19 protein-coding genes are annotated in these 18,845 nt (G+C 66.6%); 14 read left to right on the forward strand and 5 right to left on the reverse strand.

Annotated features, from left to right (window positions below; all coding sequences use genetic code 11):
* Nucleotides 1-262 precede the first annotated feature (262 nt).
* The 3 genes from zigA to J0J10_RS24965 are packed head-to-tail and all read left to right on the forward strand — an operon-like array spanning nt 263 to nt 3,287.
* Nucleotides 263-1,477 carry a zinc metallochaperone GTPase ZigA gene (gene zigA, locus J0J10_RS24955; RefSeq protein WP_291650089.1) on the forward strand — a complete coding sequence of 405 codons (1,215 nt, stop codon included), beginning with the start codon at nt 263-265 and terminating at the stop codon, nt 1,475-1,477.
* Nucleotides 1,478-1,535: 58 nt separating this feature from the next.
* On the forward strand, nt 1,536-2,837 hold the full coding sequence (locus J0J10_RS24960; protein WP_291650091.1) for a hypothetical protein: 1,302 nt from the start codon (nt 1,536-1,538) through the stop codon (nt 2,835-2,837).
* A gap of 45 nt (nt 2,838-2,882) precedes the next feature.
* A complete protein-coding gene (locus J0J10_RS24965) occupies nt 2,883-3,287 on the forward strand; it encodes a GtrA family protein (protein ID WP_291650093.1) in 405 nt (134 codons plus the stop codon).
* Here the strand turns inward: J0J10_RS24965 and J0J10_RS24970 are convergent, their stop codons facing one another.
* Nucleotides 3,288-4,019 carry a class I SAM-dependent methyltransferase gene (locus tag J0J10_RS24970; protein ID WP_291650095.1) on the reverse strand — a complete coding sequence of 244 codons (732 nt, stop codon included), beginning with the start codon at nt 4,017-4,019 and terminating at the stop codon, nt 3,288-3,290.
* Between the two features lie 212 nt (nt 4,020-4,231).
* On the opposite strand from J0J10_RS24970, the gene J0J10_RS24975 reads away from it, so the two are divergent.
* Together J0J10_RS24975 and J0J10_RS24980 are read left to right on the forward strand one after the other, a co-directional pair.
* Entirely contained in the window at nt 4,232-5,488 is a 1,257-nt protein-coding gene (locus J0J10_RS24975) for an SAM-dependent methyltransferase (RefSeq protein WP_291650097.1), read from the forward strand.
* 280 nt (nt 5,489-5,768) lie between these two features.
* A complete protein-coding gene (locus J0J10_RS24980; protein ID WP_291650099.1) occupies nt 5,769-6,260 on the forward strand; it encodes a hypothetical protein in 492 nt (163 codons plus the stop codon).
* Nucleotides 6,261-6,279: 19 nt separating this feature from the next.
* On the opposite strand, the gene J0J10_RS24985 is transcribed toward J0J10_RS24980, so the two are convergent.
* Nucleotides 6,280-7,182, reverse strand: coding sequence for a DMT family transporter (locus tag J0J10_RS24985; protein ID WP_291650100.1), 903 nt, complete (start codon nt 7,180-7,182; stop codon nt 6,280-6,282).
* Between the two features lie 125 nt (nt 7,183-7,307).
* Here J0J10_RS24985 and J0J10_RS24990 point away from each other — a divergent pair, with 125 nt between their 5' ends.
* Both J0J10_RS24990 and J0J10_RS24995 read left to right on the forward strand, forming a co-directional pair.
* Nucleotides 7,308-8,243, forward strand: a complete 936-nt coding sequence (locus J0J10_RS24990; protein ID WP_291650102.1) for a LysR family transcriptional regulator — start codon at nt 7,308-7,310, stop codon at nt 8,241-8,243.
* Nucleotides 8,244-8,524: 281 nt separating this feature from the next.
* Nucleotides 8,525-8,998 carry a VOC family protein gene (locus tag J0J10_RS24995; RefSeq protein WP_291650104.1) on the forward strand — a complete coding sequence of 158 codons (474 nt, stop codon included), beginning with the start codon at nt 8,525-8,527 and terminating at the stop codon, nt 8,996-8,998.
* 63 nt (nt 8,999-9,061) lie between these two features.
* On the opposite strand, the gene J0J10_RS25000 is transcribed toward J0J10_RS24995, so the two are convergent.
* The 3 genes from J0J10_RS25000 to carA form a co-directional block, all read right to left on the reverse strand.
* The gene (locus J0J10_RS25000; protein ID WP_291650106.1) at nt 9,062-9,865 is read right to left on the reverse strand and encodes a prephenate dehydrogenase; all 804 of its coding nucleotides are present in this window, start codon (nt 9,863-9,865) and stop codon (nt 9,062-9,064) included.
* Nucleotides 9,866-10,040: 175 nt separating this feature from the next.
* Nucleotides 10,041-10,367 (reverse strand): NIPSNAP family protein, encoded by a 327-nt coding sequence (locus J0J10_RS25005; RefSeq protein ID WP_291636272.1) that lies wholly within the window; start codon nt 10,365-10,367, stop codon nt 10,041-10,043.
* Nucleotides 10,368-10,381: 14 nt separating this feature from the next.
* Nucleotides 10,382-11,590: a glutamine-hydrolyzing carbamoyl-phosphate synthase small subunit gene (carA, locus tag J0J10_RS25010; protein ID WP_291650107.1), complete on the reverse strand. Its 1,209-nt coding sequence runs from the start codon at nt 11,588-11,590 to the stop codon at nt 10,382-10,384.
* A 136-nt stretch (nt 11,591-11,726) separates the two neighbouring features.
* Here carA and J0J10_RS25015 point away from each other — a divergent pair, with 136 nt between their 5' ends.
* The 7 genes from J0J10_RS25015 (at nt 11,727) to J0J10_RS25045 (ending at nt 18,844) form a co-directional block, all read left to right on the forward strand.
* Nucleotides 11,727-12,188, forward strand: coding sequence for a GatB/YqeY domain-containing protein (locus J0J10_RS25015; protein ID WP_291650109.1), 462 nt, complete (start codon nt 11,727-11,729; stop codon nt 12,186-12,188).
* A gap of 170 nt (nt 12,189-12,358) precedes the next feature.
* Nucleotides 12,359-14,248: a DNA primase gene (dnaG, locus tag J0J10_RS25020; RefSeq protein WP_291650111.1), complete on the forward strand. Its 1,890-nt coding sequence runs from the start codon at nt 12,359-12,361 to the stop codon at nt 14,246-14,248.
* A 202-nt stretch (nt 14,249-14,450) separates the two neighbouring features.
* Entirely contained in the window at nt 14,451-16,475 is a 2,025-nt protein-coding gene (rpoD, locus tag J0J10_RS25025) for an RNA polymerase sigma factor RpoD (protein WP_291636280.1), read from the forward strand.
* Nucleotides 16,476-16,698: 223 nt separating this feature from the next.
* Nucleotides 16,699-16,974 (forward strand): hypothetical protein, encoded by a 276-nt coding sequence (locus tag J0J10_RS25030; protein WP_291636282.1) that lies wholly within the window; start codon nt 16,699-16,701, stop codon nt 16,972-16,974.
* Nucleotides 16,975-17,054: 80 nt separating this feature from the next.
* Nucleotides 17,055-17,606, forward strand: coding sequence for a hypothetical protein (locus J0J10_RS25035; RefSeq protein WP_291650112.1), 552 nt, complete (start codon nt 17,055-17,057; stop codon nt 17,604-17,606).
* A 192-nt stretch (nt 17,607-17,798) separates the two neighbouring features.
* A complete protein-coding gene (locus J0J10_RS25040) occupies nt 17,799-18,410 on the forward strand; it encodes a LysE family translocator (RefSeq protein ID WP_291650114.1) in 612 nt (203 codons plus the stop codon).
* Nucleotides 18,411-18,412: 2 nt separating this feature from the next.
* Nucleotides 18,413-18,844 (forward strand): secondary thiamine-phosphate synthase enzyme YjbQ, encoded by a 432-nt coding sequence (locus J0J10_RS25045; RefSeq protein ID WP_465247255.1) that lies wholly within the window; start codon nt 18,413-18,415, stop codon nt 18,842-18,844.
* Nucleotide 18,845: the final 1 nt, after the last annotated feature.

The following is an 18,845-nucleotide window of genomic DNA, read 5'->3' on the forward strand; positions in this document are numbered from 1 at the left end:
TGCTGGCTCCTTCATCGGCATGAAGAGGTTAGCTTAGCGAGGCGAGACAATTTCCCAAGCCCCCATCCTCATCAGCGCTCCGCAGGAGTGCGTCTCGAAGGATGCCTCAGGAGGCTCTGGCGATAGCAGGAGCATCCTTCGAGACGCCGCTGCGCGGCCCTTCAGGATGAGGCCTGAGTTTGGAGACCGTCGCAGACCGCCTTGCGTCTCCCGATCACTCTCGATATGAAATGTTACAACGTAACAAAATATGAGTTCCGAGATGGATACCCGCCTTCCGGTCACCGTGCTCTCCGGCTTTCTCGGCGCCGGAAAGACGACGCTGCTCAACCACGTCCTCAACAACCGCGAGGGCCGCCGGGTCGCGGTCATCGTCAACGACATGAGCGAGGTGAACATCGACGCCGACCTCGTGCGTGCTGGCGGCGGCGATCTCTCGCGCACCGACGAGAAACTGGTCGAGATGAGCAATGGCTGCATCTGCTGCACCTTGCGCGACGATCTCCTCGCCGAGGTCGGCCGGCTCGCCCGCGATGGGCGCTTCGACTATCTCCTGATCGAGGGGACCGGCATCGCCGAGCCCTTGCCGATCGCCGCGACCTTCGAATTCCGCGACGAGGACGGCTTCTCGCTTTCCGATCTCGCCCGGCTCGACACGATGGTGACCGTGGTCGACGCGGTGAACCTGCTGAAAGACTACGGCTCGCGCGACTTCCTGCGCGAGCGCGGCGAGACGGCGGGGGAAGGCGACGAGCGGACTCTGGTCGATCTCCTGGTCGAGCAGATCGAGTTCGCCGATGTCGTCGTGCTCAACAAAGCGGCCGATGCCGGACCGGAGCTGCTCGAGCAGGCGCGGCTGGTGGTGCGGGCACTCAATCCCGATGCAAGGCTGGTCGAGGCCGATTTCGGCCGGGTGCCGCTCGATGCTGTCCTCGACACCGGGCTGTTCGATCACGACAAGGCGCAGGAGCACCCGCTCTGGCACAAGGAGCTCTACGGCTTCAAGGACCATGTGCCGGAGACCGAGGAATACGGCATTTCCTCCTTCGTCTATCGGGCGCGCCGGCCCTTCCACCCCGAAAAATTCAATGCCTTCCTCGCTCGGAGCTGGCCGGGGCTGATCCGCGCCAAGGGCCATTTCTGGCTGGCGACGCGGCCTGAATGGGTCGGCGAGATGTCGCTCGCCGGCGCGATCTGCCGGACCGAGGCGATGGGTTTCTGGTGGGCTGCGGTCCCGCGTTCGCGTTGGCCCGACCATCCAGAGTGGAAGGCGATCCTCAATCGGCACTGGCATTCGGTCTGGGGCGACCGGCGGCAGGAGCTGGTCTTCATCGGCACGGGGCTGGACGAGCGGGCGATCCGCGCCGCGCTGGATGTCTGCCTGATCGGCGAGGTGCCGACCATCGCCTTCAAACCCGAGCGCTATCGCGATTTGCCCGACCCGCTCCCGGCCTGGCGCCGGGCCGAAGCCGCCTGACATCCGACTTCCCCGTTTCCGGCCGCGGCGTGCGGCCCTTTCCCCTGGAGATATTTCGATGCGTCTACCCGCCCTGAGAGCGGCCCTGCTTCTGTCGGCCGCCTGCGCGAGCCAATCCACCTTCGCCCATGACCATGCGGTGCTGCGCGGCCGCCTGGTCTTCGCCGACCATGAGAAGCCGGTGGTCCGCGTGCTCGATCTCGACAGCGGCGAGGTCACCCATAGTTTCGCGGTGCCGAAGGCCAATCCGGGCTTTGCCGGCATCGAGGGCGGGCGCTTCGTCGCGATCAAGACCGGCGACGAGGCCGGCACGGTCCGCATCCTCGACAGCGGGCTGAGCTACGAGACCCATGGCGACCATGTCGATGTCGAGAAGGGGCCGGTGCGGCTGACCGATCTCGTGCTCACAGGCGAGCGGCCTGCCCATGTGATTTCCGGTCATGGCCAGCTCGCGGTCTTCTTCGACGGCATCCGCCCCTGGGAGGGCAAGAGCAGCGCCAAGGCCTTGCTGGTCGCGATCGACGATCTCGGCAAGGCCGGGCCCGCCGTGACGGAATGGCCGAGTCCCGGCCCGCAGCACGGCATCGTCGTGCCGCTCGGCGCGCAGCGCTGGCTGACTTCGGTGCCGAACCCCGCCTATGTCAGGGGCGACGACCGCAAGGCCTCCTCGCGGCCGGACGGTTTCGAAATCCAGCAGCAGGATAAGGGCACCTGGCGCCGGCTCGCCTCCTTCAACGATCCCGCGAAGGCCGACGCCTCCTGCAAGCTCTATCACGGCCATGCCGCGGCCGGCGGGCGCCATGTCTTCGGCTGCGCCGAGGGCGAGGGCGGCGGCATGTTGGTGTTGTCGCAGGACAAGGGCCGCTTCAGCGCGCGCAAGCTCGCCTATCCCGACGATCGCCGGATCAGCGCGATCAAGGCCCGGGCCGGCGCGAAGTTCATGGTCGCCAATTACGGCAAGGCTGCGCCCTATGACGCGCTGCTGCGGGTCGATCCTGCCGCGCAGTCGCTGTCGGCGAGCGATGTCCTGCCTGTGCCGGGCGGTCAGCCGGCCTGCCAGTTCGAGTTGTCCGGCAATGGCAGGCGCCTCGCCAATCTGACGCCGGACGGCAAGCTGCGCATCTACGAGATCGCGCCCGCCTGGAAGGAACTCGCCAGCTTCGAGGCAGTGCCGGCCTTCGACTGCCAGTATGGCGCGCGGACGCCGACACCGTCGCTGGCGGTGATCGGCGGCAATGCCTTCGTCAGCGATCCCCTGAACGGCCGGATCCGCGAATACAGCCTGGATTCGCTGAAGCAGGGGCTCGACCTGCCGGTCGAGGGCAAGCCGGCCAATCTCGCCGGCAGCGATGCGGGGTGATTGGCCGTAGGCTTCCGTTCAGCATCCGGGGTATAGGCATCCCGGATGCTGAACCGTCTTCCTCGCCATACGCGCCAGGTCATCGCCTATGCCTTTTCGGGCGTGATGGCGGCGGTTGCGCATTACGGCTCGCTGATCGGTCTGGTCGAGCTCGGCGGAGCCGATCCCGTATTGGCGTCGCTTGCCGGTTTCGTACTCGGTGGCTTCGTCTCTTACGCGCTGAACCGCTGGCTGACCTTCGAGGCGACGCGGACCCATGGCGAGGCGAGCTGGCGCTTCGGCCTGATCGCCTTCGGCGGCTTCCTGCTCACCGGCGTGCTGATGCACCTCTTCGTCAAGGTCGCCGGTCTGCCCTATCTGCCGATGCAGGTGGTGACGACGCTGGTCGTGATGATCTTCACCTTCGCCGGGCACAAATTCTTCTCCTTCGCCGATCGCGAAGGGGCGTGATCAGCTATTGGCGCCTTCATCCAGGACAAGGTCCGGGACCGTGAGCGGCCGGCGCGCGGAAAAGGCCATGCGGTGCGGATTATGGCCGAAATTGCTGCGGCGTGTGACGCCTTCGAAGCCGGCCGCTTTGACCAAGGCGGTGAGGCCGACGGCGCTGTAGGTCGACAGGCCACACTGGGCGCGCAGCTTGCGATAGTCCGAGAAGAGCGTGCGGACGAGGCCGCCGAGCGCAGCGATGAAGAAGCCGCCGCGCCAGGCGAAGCCGAGCAGTTCGCTCGCATCCGTCAAAGGTGAAAGATCCGGTGGAATCACATCGGCAAGGATGAGTTCGCCGCCGGGCTTCAGCTTTGCGAGCCAGGTGGCGAGCGCCCGCTTCAGCTCGACATCGCTCAGATACTGGATCAGCGAATTGGCGACGACGAGGTCGAGCGACCCGTCCGGCAGCGCCTCGACCTCTTCCGGCGACACGACGGAGAGGTTGGCGAGGGTGCCGAAACGGGCTTTCAGCTTATCGCGTACGGTCGGGGCCGCCTCGCACAGGATCAGCTTGCCTGAGGCGGCGGCGACGAGATCGGCCGAGAGCGCTTCGCCGCAGCCGACATCGAGCACGGCAGCGTCCTTGTCCGGCACGGCGGCGGCGATGTCCTGAGCGATGCGCCGGTAATGCAGGGCCTTGTGGCGCTCCGAGACGTAGATCGCGTGCTCGCCATTCCAGAAGTCGCGCCAGGACATCGGGCCTTTTCCGTTTCGCACCGGCGCGGAAAGGCGCCTTTCCGGTTAGCCCTAACCTGTTTCGCAAGCGCGCGGAACCGGGGCAACTCGGGTTTCGCCGGCGCGGAAAAGTAATGCGCCCGACCGAAACGGCCGCAGGCGCGGCCAAACGGTTTGCGCTCCGGCCGGCGAGACCCTAGCCTTTCCGGAGCCGTTCATGCGCCGGGGGGACCATGCTGCTGCTGCCTAAGCTTCTGAAGCGCTTCGTCCGCCAGGGCCGCCTCACCGTCATCACACCCGACAATAAGCGCCATGTCTTCGGTCCCGGTCCGGGGCCGATCAGCTTCGCCGGCCAGAACAAGATCGCCCCCGACGTCACCGTGCGTTTCTCGGACGACAAGATCGAGCGCGAGATCTTCCTCAATCCCGAGCTCGCATTGGCCGAGGGCTATATGGACGGGCGCGTCAATTTCGAGGACGGCTCCTCGATCCACGACCTGCTTTCGCTGTTCTGGCTGCAGCGCAAGGAACTGCGCAAGCACCCGCTGCAGCAGGTGATCCGCAAGGTCCGCTTCAAGATCCGGCGCTTCCGGATGCACAATCCGCTCGGCATCGCCGGCAAGAAGGTCAAGCACCACTACGACATCCCGACCGATTTCTATCGGCTCTGGCTCGACGAGACGATGACCTATTCCTGTGCCTACTGGCACAGCCCCGAGGTCGGGCTCGAGGCGGCGCAGAAGGCGAAGCTGCGCCATCTCGCGGCCAAGCTCCGGATCGAGCCGGGCATGCGGGTGCTCGATATCGGCTCGGGCTGGGGCGAGCTGGCGATCTATCTCGCCAAGGCCTGTGGGGCGCAGGTCACCGGCCTCAATGTTTCGCCGGACCAGATGGCGGCGGCGCAGAAGCGAGCGGAGGCGGCCGGCGTCGGCGATGCCGTCAGCTTCATCAACAAGGATTATCGCGAGCTCACCGGCAGTTTCGACCGGATCGTCTCGGTCGGCATGATGGAGCATGTCGGCGTCGCGCATTATCTCGAATATTTCGAGAAGATCCGTGATCTGCTGGCGCCGGACGGGATCGCGCTCGTGCACTGCATCGGCCGGGTCGGGCCGCCCGGCTTCACCGGCCCGTTCTTCGACAAGTACATCTTCCCCGGCGGCTATGCTCCGGCGCTGTCCGAGGTCTTCGCCGCGGTCGAGCAGACGGGCTTGTGGCATTCCGACTGCGAGTTCTGGCGCCGGCATTACCACTGGACGCTGGAGGCCTGGCGCGAGCGCTTCATGGCGCAGCGCGACGAGGTCGTCGTGATGCTGGGCGAGCGTTTCGCGCGGATGTGGGAATTCTACCTGTCCGCCTGCTCGATCTCCTTCGATATCGGCGGCGACATGGTCTTCCAGCTCCTGCTCGGCCAGCACAAGAGCGCCGTTCCGGTGATCCGCGACTACGTCACCGAGGCGGAGCAGGAACTGGAGCAGCGCGGCTTCTGAGGCCGTGCCCGGTGCAGGGTGCGTTGCCGACGCAAGGTGCCGCGCAGATGAACCTGCGTCACATGAGTATCGCGATCGCCGCCGGCCCGAATTCGGCCTGCCTCCGGCCCTGCGGCAGGCAGCTGCCGAACTTTCCTCCAGCATCTTTCGCCGCAGGTGGGAGGCGAGCGCGGAGGTACGCCAGAATATCAGCCTCTGTCCCTGATCAATGCCGTGAAAATCGGCTATTCTGGCCACGCCTGCCGCTCTTTCAGCTTACAGATCCTGTGCGGTGATGAAGATGAGACTGGTCGCCGGAAGCCTGCTCGGTGCCGCGAGTATCCTGCTCCTTTCGGATACCGGCTTCGCGCAGCAAAGACCGGCCGAATGGGTTCTCGGCGTCGACAAGGATACCCAGGAGGAGCTCGGCCTGAAGAAGCCTCCCAGGGTTGCGCATGTGCGCGCCAAGGCGGGTCGGAACAGCAGTTTCGTGCTGACAAAATGCAACAAGAACGCGATCGAGGGACGTTTCGACGACGATCCGACGCTCAATGTCGAGAAGCTGTCAGGCGGTTCGGACACCAAGAAGATATTCGTGTCCTATGACGGCCTCTCGGCCGTCTCGACCTTCGCGGACAATGGCTATGCGCCCTGGTATGTCGCGCTGCCGATGCCGCCTCGCAATGCCACGACGATCAATCTCTGTCCGACGGCCGAAGCGGCAGGCTCGCGCTGCCTGCGCTTTCCGATCGAGGGGTTCGCCAAGGCCCGGCAATTCGTCTGCGGCAAGTGACCGGGGGCTCTGCCTCGCCTCAGCGCCTGAGGTTGACGATCACGACGCCGGCCAGCGCCATCGCCCCGCCGAGGATGCCAAGCGCGGTCGGCACCTCGCCGAGCCAGAGGAAGCTGATCAGCATCGCGGTCGGCGGCACGCCATACTGGAAGTTAGAGGCGCGGGCGGCGGGCAGGCGCGAGAGCGTGATCGCCCAGGTGCCGTAGGCGATCAGGCTCGGCACGACCGCGAGATAGACCACGGACCAGAGCGCCTGGGCAGGCGCAGCCGGGACCTGCTCCAGCGCGCCGGGCAGGAAGGGCGAGAGCGCCAGCCCGCCGATCGCCATGTTCCAGGCGGCGACCGAGAGTGGCTTGTGGCGGGCGAAGAGCGGCTTCTGCACCACGGTCGAGATCGCATTGCAGAAGGCGGCGCCGAGGATCAGCAGGACGCTGACGCCGATGTTCAGGTCGAGCCCGTTGCTGAGCGCGATCACGCCGATGCCGGCGAAGGAGAGGGCGGTGCCGAGCCAGGCGACGAGGCTGAAGCGCTCGTTCAGGATCAACATGGCGAGCGCGGCGGTCATGATCGGGTTGGTGTTGATGATGAAGCTCGCGGCGCCCGCCGGCACGACGCGCTGGCCGAGATTGAGCAGGATCGCATAGAGCGCGATGAAGACGATGCCGCCGGTGAGAAGGCGCCAGATGTCCGTGCCGGCGGGCAGGGTGGCGCGGGTCAGGGCCAGGAAGAGTGCGGCCGGCACGCCGGCGAGGGCAAAGCGCAGCGCCGCCATTTCGAGCGGGCCGAAGCCGGAAAGCCCCGCCCGGATCGCCGGGAAGGAGGAAGCCCAGGCGACCACGGTGAAGGGGATGGTGAAGAGCAGCAGGGGATCGATCGCCGTGCCGTGCCGGGCCGGGGTCGTGGAGCAGCTGACGTCTGCCATGAGAGGTCTCCAAGCGATCTGGTTCCGCCCTCATCGACCGCCTTCGAGACCGCCGATGCTTAGGCCTCGATAGACGCCTCCTCGAGCTGATTGACAAACGAGTAATTCGATGACGAGCTGTGAACATGGATCACAGCTCGAACCTGCCGCCGCTGGATACGCTGCGCGCCTTCGAGGCGGCGGCGCGCTCCGGCAGCTTTTCCGGCGCGGCGGAGGCGCTGAACCTGACACATGGCGCGGTCAGCCGGCAGGTGGCGAAGCTCGAGCACTGGCTCGGCCTGCGCGTCTTCCTGCGCCAGGCGCGCGGCGTCGTACTGACGCCTGAAGGGCAAAGGTTGCTGCAACGGACGCAGGAGGCGTTTTCGCTGTTCGCCGACACGTCGGACCGCTGGACCGAGCAGCGCGGCGCGGCGGTGGTCAGGCTCAGCGCGCCGCCCTCGGTCTGCGCGCTCTGGCTGATGCCGCGGCTGAGCGGGCTGGAGGCCGGCGACCCCGCCCTTCGGATCGTGCTGCAGGCCGAGCACCGCAAGGTCGATTTCGAGGAGGAGGGGATCGATCTCGGCGTGCGCTGCGGGCGCGGCGGGGCGCCAGGCCGCGTCTCGGTTCAGCTTTTCGAGGAATGGTGCTTTCCGGTAGCCTCGCCGGCATTGGCCGCCGCGTTCGGCGAGGGCCCAGCGGAGCGCCTGCTGGTGCAACCCCTGATCCATGATTCGGATGCAGCCGGCTGGAAGGCCTGGTTCGCCGCGCAGGGCCTCGATTATCGCCCGCGGCCACAGGATCGCCGCTTCGAGGACTACAACTTGGTGCTCGATGCCGCCGCCCATGGCCTCGGCATCGCGCTGGCGCGCCCGCCGCTCGCCCAGGAGCAGCTCGATGCCGGCCGGATCGTCGCCGTCGACCGGCGCACCGCGTTGAATCCGGTTGCCTATTGGCTCGATCGCCCGCTCGGCCAGCCACGGCCGGCGACTATGGCGCTGGCTATGCGCATCGCAGAGCAGGCGGGATTGCCGGCCGCTCGTCTCGCGACCTTCCTGAAGCCGGAGGCGAGGACTGTCGCGTAGCGCCTCTCCCGTGACGTTCCGTCGCGTCCCGGCGCTTCGGAGGTGGGTTGCTCGTTTTCCGCGACGGTGAACAAGCCGCCAGCTGACGAGGGAGGCCGTGCAGGAGTCGATAGCATCGGACCGAAACGTGGAATGCATCTTCCGAAGAATTTTAATGCAATGACAATGAGATAGGTCGCCGTTGTTGCGCCCAGGCGGACGCGCGGCGATCCAGCTGACACCGGACGACAATGGGCGCGGCTAAAAGCGTGGAGCTTGGCACCACAGCGAAAGGACACGCCATGGCGAAGAACACGATCTGCGTCTGGTACGACAAGGACGCCGAGGCCGCTGCCCGCTTCTATGCCGAGACCTTTCCCGACAGCGCTGTCTCTGCCGTCCACCGCGCGCCCAGCGACTATCCCTCGGGCAAAAAGGGGGACGTTCTCACCGTCGCGTTCACCGTCGCCGGCATCCCCTGTCTCGGCCTCAATGGCGGCCCGGCCTTCAAGCACAGCGAAGCCTTTTCGTTCCAGATCGCCACCGATGATCAGGCCGAAACCGACCGCTACTGGAACGCCATCGTCGGCAATGGCGGCCAGGAGAGCGCCTGCGGCTGGTGCAAGGACAAATGGGGCGTCTCCTGGCAGATCACGCCGCGCGTGCTGACCGAAGCGCTGGCGGCCGGCGGCGAGGAGGCGCGGCGCGCCTTCGAGGCGATGATGGGCATGCGCAAGATCGACGTCGCGGCGATCGAGGCGGCCCGGCGCGGCTGATCCTCCAGCCGCTCCGGCGATGGGCGGCGGCCCGTCCCTGTCGGTCCCGGCGGTGCAGCGATCCTAGGCTGGCTGCATCGCTTCGTCCTTCGCGACCTCGAGCGCCTGCCGGGGGGCGTCGTCGAGGTGCAGCCGCATCTCCTCGGCGAGCGCGAAGAAGCGGTCGCGGACGGCGCGCGCATGCGGGTTGCCGCGTTCGATCGCGAGGAAGACGTTCGGCGCATCGTAGCGGACCATCTCGGTCGCCTGCATCAGCAGGTCGAAGCTCGCCGTCGTCATCCGGCGCGGCAAGGGCTCCATCTGCACCAGGATCTTGGCGATCAGATGCGTCAGCCCCTGGGCGAGCGCGACCTCGCGGTCAAGGGCGTCGGGCGTGGTCATGATCACGTCGAGGCCGAGCACCCGGCGCAGGAAGGCGGCGATCCTGCCGGCGCTGCGGCCGCGGATCGGGCAGATCGCGATCTTCAGGCCGCGGATGCCCTTGCGCGCGCTCTGCGGCCCGAACAGGGGATGGGTTCCGACGATCTCGACATGATCGGGCAGGCCGGCCTGCATTGCGAGGGCGGGAGCGATCTTGACCGAGCCGACATCGAGCACGATCGCGCCGGCCCGCAGATGCGGCGCGAGAACGGCCAGTGCCGAGGGAACTGCGCCGACCGGGACGGCGAGGATGACGAGGTCGCAGGCGCCGATCTCGGCGATGTCGCCTGGAACCAGGCCCTTTCCCGAGTCGTCGAATTGGGCGGGCTGATCGGGATCGAAGACGCGCAGCCGGAAATGCGGCTGGAGATGGTGCGCCATCAGCCGGCCGAAGGCGCCGAAGCCGATGATGCCGATCGAGGTGACGGTCTTGCGGGGGGTATGCATCGCGTTTTCCTGAGGGAGGCCGCGATGCCGGGTGACTGCCTGAATTCAACCGCCAGCGCGGCGGTTGAGACATGGGAATGCCACCGCCTTATGAGGACGGGGCGTAATAGTTCCGGGCGAGGAGGCAGGAGATGGCCATGGCGGGCTTAGAGCGCGCCGGCGCAGGCCTGTCAACTCAGAGCTGCGGCGAATAGTCGGTCGGCGTCAGCATGCGGTCCTCGATCGCGCCGACGAGGTCGCCATGCTCGATCGCGCTGACGCGCTTGATCTCGAGCCATTCCGGATCGGCCTTGAAGCTCGCCCAGCGCTCCGCCTTGGTCTGCGCATCGGGCCAGGCGAGGATATAGGCGAACTCGGTGCGGGTCGCGCTCCTGGTTTCCCAGAGCGACAGGATGCGGAAGCCGTGGCGGGCCATGATGCGCATCGCGTGATCTCGAAAGCGGGCGTGGAAAGCGGCCTTGTTGCTCTCGAAGATCTCGTAGATGCGCAGCTGGTGGATCATGGCCGCCGCTCTCCTCAGATCACCTTCTTCGCCTTCTCGGTTGCCATCATGTCGACGAAACGCGCGAAGAGGTAGTGACTGTCCTGGGGACCGGACGAAGCCTCCGGGTGGTACTGGACGCTGAAGGCCGGGCGGTCTGTCAGCGCGATGCCGCAATTGGAGCCGTCGAAGAGCGAGACATGGGTTTCGGTCGCGTTCTTCGGGAGGGAGGCCGGATCGACTGCGAAGCCATGGTTCATCGAGACGATCTCGACCTTGCCGGTGGTCTTGTCCTGCACCGGGTGATTGGCGCCGTGATGGCCCTGCTTCATCTTCAGGGTCTGGCCGCCGATGGCGAGCGCCAGCATCTGATGGCCGAGGCAGATGCCGAAGGTCGGGATCTTCTGCTCCAGCAGGTCGCGGATCACCGGAGCAGCATATGCGCCGGTCGCGGCCGGGTCGCCCGGGCCGTTCGAGAGGAAGACGCCGTCGGGGGCGAGATCGAGGATCTGCTGGGCTGTCGCCGTCGAGGGCACGACCTCGACCTCGCAGCCGGCCTTGGCGAGCAGGCGCAGGATGTTGCGCTTGATGCCGTAGTCGATGGCGACGACGCGATGAGCCGCGCTTTCGCGCTTGCCATAGCCGCGCGGCCACTGCCAGGGCGTCTCGTCCCAGTCATAGCGCTGGGTCGCGGCGACGAGCGGGACGAGGTCGAGACCGGCCATGTCGGGCAAGGCGGCGGCTTCGCGCTTCAGGGCGTCGATATCGAACGCGCCGTTGGGATCATGAGCGATGATCGCATTGGGCATGCCCTTGTCGCGGATCAGCGCGGTCAGGGCGCGGGTGTCGACGCCGCAGATGCCGACGATGTTGCGGGCCTTGAGCCAGGCGTCGAGATGCTTGCCGGCGCGCCAGTTCGAGGGCTCGGTGATCGCGGCATGGAGGACGACGCCGCGCACGCCCGAGGAGGAGGAGGCGTTCACCGTCTCGGTGTCGTCGTCGTTGACGCCGACATTGCCGATATGGGGAAAGGTGAAGGTGATGATCTGCCCGGCATAGGACGGGTCGGTCAGGATTTCCTGATAGCCCGTCATCGCGGTGTTGAAGCAGACCTCGCCCGGCGCCCGGCCGATGGCGCCGAGGCCGAAGCCTTCGAGCACGGTCCCGTCCGCCAGTACCAGAACCGCAGTCGCGCGCGGCTCGCTCCAGCCCGCCGCGGCGGGGTTCCCTTCGTCAACGGTCATGTCTATGTCTCGTCCAGGCCGCTCGGAAGCGCGGCATCGTGAAGGCAGGGCGCCGTTTGGTGCCGCCGGTCTGGAGCGTGAGCCTTAAAGAGCCGCTCGCGCCCCGTCAATGAACGAAGACGAGGATAGCTGAGTCATGTCCACCCTGCGCGAGCAATTCTCCGCCGACCTGAAGACCGCGATGAAGGCTGGCGAGAAGGGCAAGGTCGCCGCGATCCGCCTGATCCAGTCGGCGCTGAAGGACAAGGACATCGAGGCGCGCGGCGCCGGCAAGGGCGAGATCTCGCCGGACGAGATCCTGGCCATGCTGCAGAAGATGATCAAGCAGCGCCAGGAATCGATCGCGATCTACGACGCCAATAGCCGTCCCGAGCTGGCCGATGGCGAGCGCGCCGAGGTCGCGGTGATCAGCGCCTATCTGCCGCAGCAGATGGGCGAGGCCGAGGTCAAGGCGGCGATCGAGAAGGCGATCGCCGAGACCGGCGCCGCCGGCGTCAAGGACATGGGCAAGGTGATCGGCGCGCTGCGTGCCGCCTATGCCGGCCAGATGGATTTCGGCAAGGTCTCGCCGCTGGTGAAGGGCATGCTCGGCGGCTGAGCCGTACCCGCAGGCTCTGTGCCTGCCGGGGGGCAGCGCCGGCCATCGTGCAGCTCCCTATCCGGGGAGCTGCTGTCTTCTTCGGGCAGTGGCTGTGGATATAGGCGATAAGCCCCTCGCGTTTCGCTCCGGGGCTGGCTTTCATCGTCCGTATCGCCACATAGGAAGCCATGAAGTTCCCGCCCTCCGTCCTTGAGGAGATCAAGGCGCGGCTGCCGGTCTCGGCGGTCGTGGGCAAGCGCGTGCGCCTTGCCAAGGCGGGGCGGGAATGGAAGGGGCTTTCGCCCTTCAATGCCGAGAAGACGCCGTCCTTCTTCGTCAACGACCAGAAGGGCTCGTTCTTCGATTTCTCCTCCGGCAAGAACGGCGACATCTTCAAATTCGTGATGGAGACGGAAGGCCTGACCTTCCCCGAGGCCGTCGAGAAGCTCGCCTCCGAGGCCGGGGTGGCGCTGCCGAAGGCCTCGTTCGAATCGCAGGCGCAGGAGGAGCGCCGCAAGGGCCTGCACGAGGTGGTGGAGCTCGCGGCCCGGTTCTTCGAGGCCGAATTGCAGACCGAGCGTGGCGGCCTCGCGCGGCGTTACCTCGCCGGGCGCGGGCTGGAGGGCAAGGCCCGCGAGCATTTCCGTATCGGCTATGCCCCGCATGACCGCTTCGCGCTGCGCGATCATCTCGCGGGCAAGGGCGTCGGCGCGGAGCTGATGATCGAGGCGGGACTGCTCGTCCATGGCGAGGAGATCGCCGTGCCCTATGACCGGTTCCGCGACCGGATCATGTTCCCGATCCATGATGCACGCGGGCGGGTCGTCGCCTTCGGCGGCCGGGCGATGAGCGCCGAGGTCTCGGCCAAGTATCTGAATTCGCCGGAAACGCCGCTCTTCCACAAGGGTGCGCTGCTGTTCAACCACCACAATGCCCGGAAAGCCGCGCACGACACCGGCCAGGTCATCGTCGTCGAAGGCTATGTCGACGTCATCGCCATGACGCTTTCGGGCTTCCCGCAGGTCGTGGCGCCGCTCGGCACGGCCCTGACCGAGGACCAGCTCGGACTGCTCTGGCGCATGGCCGACGAGCCGGTGATCTGCCTCGACGGCGACAAGGCCGGGCGCAAGGCGGCGAGCCGGGCGATCGACCTCGCGCTGCCCATGCTGGAGCCGGGCAAGTCGCTGGCCTTCGCCCTCCTGCCGGAAGGGCAGGACCCCGACGATCTCGCCCGCTCCGGCGGCAAGCAGGCGATCGCGGAGGTGCTGGGCGCGGCCAAGCCCTTCGTCGATATGCTGTGGGCCCGCGAGTTCGAGGCGAGCCAGCTCGACACGCCCGAGCGCCGCGCCGCCTTCGAGCGCCGGCTGAAGGAGCCGCTCGGCCAGATCCGCGACGAGGCGACGCGGCGCCATTACCGGCTCGAAATCGACGAGCGGCTTGGTCAGCTCTTCGCCGCCGCCGCTCCTGCGCCGCGCAATGAGCGGCGCCCCGGATTTTCAGGCGGCGGACGAGGCGCCGGCCGCAGCGGCTTTGGGGCTGCCGCCGCACGGTTGAACCTGCCGCTGCGCGCCAGCCCGCAGCTCGCCCGTTCGGCCCTGCTGCAGCGGGCGCATCGCGAGAACCCGCGCGAGGCCTTCGTCCTGCTCGCTTTGGCGAGCCATCCCGACCTCGTCCTGCGCTGTGTCGACGACATTGCCGAGCTCGCCCTGGAAGGGCCGGCGGCGGAGCGCTTCCGCCAGGCCCTGCTCGATGCGACGGGCGAGGGCGATTTCGATCGCGAGGCCTTCCAGCGCCGTCTCCAGCAGACCCGTGTGGCCGAGGCGCAAGCCGCGCTCCTGGCCGTCACCGGCCCGGCCGAGCGGTTGAAGCTTCTCCAAACCGCTGATCCTGAATCGGTTTTTGATTCGATTCATCAAGCTCTCGTCTTGCATCGCCGGGCGCGCACGCTACATAGCGAGCTTAAGGCAGCCGAACGCGCATTGGCTGACGAAGCGACAGAAGCCAATTTCGCCTGGATGAAGGACGTTAAGGCCCGGCTCGACGATGTCGAGGGCACGCAGGCCAACGCCGATGATTGACCGGGCGCGGCGCGTTGCATTTCGTCGGTAAATCCGGTGATGGCGGCAGATGGTGCACGATTCATCAACGATGAGTGGCGCTATCTGTGTGAGGGATGATTTGGGTGGGTGCGCGGCCGTTCCTTCGGCCGCGGCGCCCTTTCACGCGTCGAGGCATCGCTCAGGCGATGTCGCGGCGTTTCAGAAGGCGGAGCGCTGATTTATGGCCACCAAAGCGAGCGAGCGGGAAAAGTCCGAGCCGGTGTCGCCGGAAGCGCCTCCGAGCGCGGACGGACCCCTTCTCGACCTTACGGACCAGGCCGTAAGGCGGATGATCAAGCTCGCCAAGAAGCGTGGTTACGTGACTTATGACGAGCTGAACGAGGTCCTGCCTTCGGAGGAGTTCACCTCCGAGCAGATCGAGGACGTGCTCGGCCAGCTCAGCGAGCAGGGCATCAACGTCGTCGACAACGAGGACCCGGAAGCTTCCGGCGAGGAGCGCGCCGCGGCGCGCGCCGGCAAGGAAGGCGACGACGAGGAAAGCGAGGGCGGCGATCTCGTCGACGCGTCGCGCTCGGCTTTGCCTGTCGAGGTCAAGCGCAATCTCGAGCCGACCGAGCGCACCGACGATCCCGTCCGCATGTATCTGCGCGAGATGGGCTCGGTCGAGCTGCTCTCGCGCGAGGGCGAAATCGCCATCGCCAAGCGCATCGAGGCCGGCCGCGAGGCTATGATCGCGGGGCTCTGCGAGAGCCCGCTCACCTTCCAGGCGATCATCATCTGGCGCGACGAGCTGATGGAGGGCAAGGTCCTCCTGCGCGACATCATCGATCTCGAAGCGACCTATGCCGGCCCCGATGGCAAGAATCCGTCTCAGATTCCGGGCGAAGGCGAAGAGGGCGAGGGCGGCGAAGAGGCGCCTGCCTTCGGCGCCGAGGGCGAGCAGCCGCCGGAAAGCGACGACGACGACATCGAGAACAATGTCTCGCTCTCGGCCATGGAGGCCGAGCTGAAGCCGCGCGTGCTCGAGACCTTCGACTCGATCGCCTCGAACTACACCAAGCTGCGCCGCCTGCAGGACCAGGACATCGCCAACCGGCTGGAGAACGCCAAGCTCACGCCGTCGCAGGACCGCAAGTACAAGAAGCTCAAGGACGACATCATCACCGCGGTGAAGTCGCTCTCGCTCAACAACAACCGCATCGAGGCGCTGGTCGAGCAGCTCTACGACATCAACAAGCGCCTGATCTCGCATGAGACCCGCTTGCTGCGCCTGGCCGAGAGCTATGGCGTCGCGCGCGAGGACTTCCTGCGCCAGCACATCGGCGGCGAGCTCGACCCGAAATGGGTGCTGCGCGTCTCCAAGCTCGGCTCGCGCGGCTGGAAGGAGTTCGTCGGGGTCGAGAAGGACCGGATCAAGGATCTGCGCGAGGACATCCACACGCTGGCCTCCGAGACCGGCCTGGAGATCCAGGAATTCCGCAAGATCGTGCTGATGGTCCAGAAGGGCGAGCGCGAGGCCAGGCAGGCGAAGAAGGAGATGATCGAGGCCAATCTTCGCCTCGTGATCTCGATCGCCAAGAAGTACACCAACCGCGGCCTGCAGTTCCTCGACCTGATCCAGGAGGGCAATATCGGCCTGATGAAGGCGGTCGACAAGTTCGAGTACCGCCGCGGCTACAAGTTCTCGACCTACGCCACCTGGTGGATCCGGCAGGCGATCACCCGCTCGATCGCCGACCAGGCCCGCACGATCCGCATCCCGGTGCACATGATCGAGACGATCAACAAGATCGTCCGGACCTCGCGCCAGATGCTGCACGAGATCGGCCGCGAGCCGACCCCGGAGGAGCTGGCCGAGAAGCTGGCCATGCCGCTGGAGAAGGTGCGCAAGGTCCTGAAGATCGCCAAGGAGCCGATCTCGCTGGAGACGCCGATCGGCGACGAGGAAGATTCGCATCTCGGCGACTTCATCGAGGACAAGAACGCGATCCTGCCGATCGACGCGGCGATCCAGAGCAATCTGCGCGAGACGACGACGCGCGTGCTCGCCTCGCTCACCCCGCGCGAGGAGCGCGTGCTGCGCATGCGCTTCGGCATCGGCATGAACACCGACCACACCCTCGAAGAGGTCGGACAGCAGTTCAGCGTGACCCGCGAGCGCATCCGCCAGATCGAGGCGAAGGCGCTGCGCAAGCTCAAGCATCCGAGCCGCAGCCGGAAGCTCCGGAGCTTCCTGGACAACTGAAACGGTCTTGGACGGGGCGCTTCGGCGCCCCGTTTCATTTTTGCGAGGGAGCGATGCCGGCGCGCCGCTTGTCTCGGTTTCGTTGCCCGAATATGCGGCGGCATCATTCGCAGCCCTGTATAGGCGCCCTCCCTCTGCAGGGCCTTCCAAGCGAATTCGGCTGCATCCGCCATTCTTTCGCTAAGATCGCCCAGAGGAATGCTGCATCGACAGGGGAGCGCGCATGACCGGCATTCCAGATTCTGCCCAGATCGAAGTCGCCAGGGCTGCGGCGCAGGCTGAGCTGGAGAGCGAGGCGAAGAAGCAATCGGCCGCTTCGGCGGGCGATGCGGCTGGCAGCGCCGCCGATATCGGCGGCAATGTCATGATGGAAGGGGTCGGCGAGGTGGCGTTTGCCACGGTTGGTGCCGTCGTCGAAGGGATCGGCAGCGTCGTCGGGGCCGCGGCCGAAGGCGCGGCCGCGGTGGTTGGCGGCCTTTTCGAGGGATTGGGCAGTTAGGAGGCCAGCTACGCGGCTTCGCTCGTCCGGGCCGAATGATCTGGCCCTATCGCATTGAAAAGGAGGCGCATCTGTCCGCCTTGCATCGTCTTGCAGTAGCCGCCGTCCTGGCGGTGCCGATGGCCTTCCAGAGTTTCCAGGCGCTGGCAACGTCGATCGCTCCCGAAACCTTCATCGCAGCCGCGACGCAGATCGACGCTGCGAAGCTCTCGGCCCTCGCCCTTGCGGTGGAGGCCGATCCCCGGGGCGTGGCGAACCGTCTGCAAGGCGATGTCGGAGGCCGCGGAGCGCTGCAGCGCTATGCTGCGGCGATGCTGCAGCAGGGCCAGGCCCAGCGCCTCGGCCGGCAATGGGCGGTGCTGGTCGCCGATACGGCCGTGCTGGCGGCGCCGGAAACCAAGGATGGAAGCGTCTGGTTTCCGCGGGCGAAGGATGCCGGTTTCTTCACCGGCGGCATCGCTGCTGCCTTGTTACGAGATTCGGGCGCCGTTTCGGCCTTCGCGCGCGGCGCCGGCCTGCCGGAGCCTGCGAAAGTCCAGAGCATCCCCGAATGGCTGTCGCAGCCGGCAGCGCTTTTGCCCCGGCCGGCTCGCTCCGCCTTCGATAGGGCCCAACGCGCCGGAGCCTTCTAGAACCTTGTCTTGTCGCATTTTTTCACGCGACCGGCGGCCGGAACGCTCGAAAATGCTCTGATCGCGAGCGCCGCAAGCGGCGCGATGTCGCCGATCCCGGGGTCGGCAGCGCATTGTTGACGAAGCGGCATGGGGCGCTCGACAGTGACCAACCGGGCATGTTTGATGCGGGCCTCTCGGTTGGAGCCTCCCATGTCACCCGAATTCCTGCTGACCTCGCTGATCATCGTGGCCTCGCCGGGTACGGGGGCGATCTATTCGATCGCGGCCGGGCTGGCGCGCGGCGGCAAGGCGAGCGTCGTGGCCGCTTTCGCCTGCACGCTGGGTATCGTGCCGCATCTGATCGCCGCGATGATGGGGCTCGCGGCGCTGCTGCACGCCAGTGCGGTGGCCTATGAAATCGTCAAATATGCCGGCGTCGCCTATCTGCTCTGGATGGCCTGGCAGACCCTGAAGGAGCAGGGCGCGCTCAAGGTCGAGACCAAGGCCGATCCGCGCTCCTTCTGGCGCGTGATGGTCGATGGCATCGCGATCAATGTGCTCAACCCGAAGCTCTCGATCTTCTTCGTCGCCTTCCTGCCGCAGTTCATCGCAACCGACGAGGTGAGCCCGCTGGCACGCATGCTCGAGCTCTCCGGCGTGTTCATGGCAATGACCTTCGTCGTCTTCGCGCTCTACGGACTGTTCGCGGCGGCGATGCGCGACCATGTGGTGACGCGCCCTGCGGTGATGGCCTGGCTCAGGCGCAGCTTCGCGGCGGCCTTCGTCGCGCTCGGCGCCAAGCTCGCACTGACCGAGCGCTGAGCGTGGCAACGCTGCCGCGGCAGTCGCGATTGACGATCGAGACGCGCGGCGCCGGGCTCTACGAGTTCACGCCGGCGGCCGCGCGCTTCGTGCGCGAGGCTGCGGTTGATGCCGGGCTGCTCACCGTGTTCGTCCGGCACAGCTCCTGCTCGCTGCTGATCCAGGAGAATGCCGATCCCGATGTAAGGCGCGATCTTCTCGCCTTCTTCGCCAGGCTGGTACCGCCCGCCGACGACCCGGCCATGGCCTATCTCACCCATCGCGCCGAGGGGCCGGACGACATGCCGGCCCATATCAAGGCGGCGGTCCTGCCGGTTTCGCTCGCGATCCCGGTGAGCGACGGGCGCCTTGCGCTCGGAACCTGGCAGGGCATCTATCTGTTCGAGCATCGCAGCAGTCCGCACCGGCGCGAGGTCGTGCTGCATCTGGCGTGAG

This window comes from Allobosea sp. (assembly GCF_017308075.1).
Classification (GTDB): Bacteria; Pseudomonadota; Alphaproteobacteria; order Rhizobiales; family Beijerinckiaceae; genus Allobosea.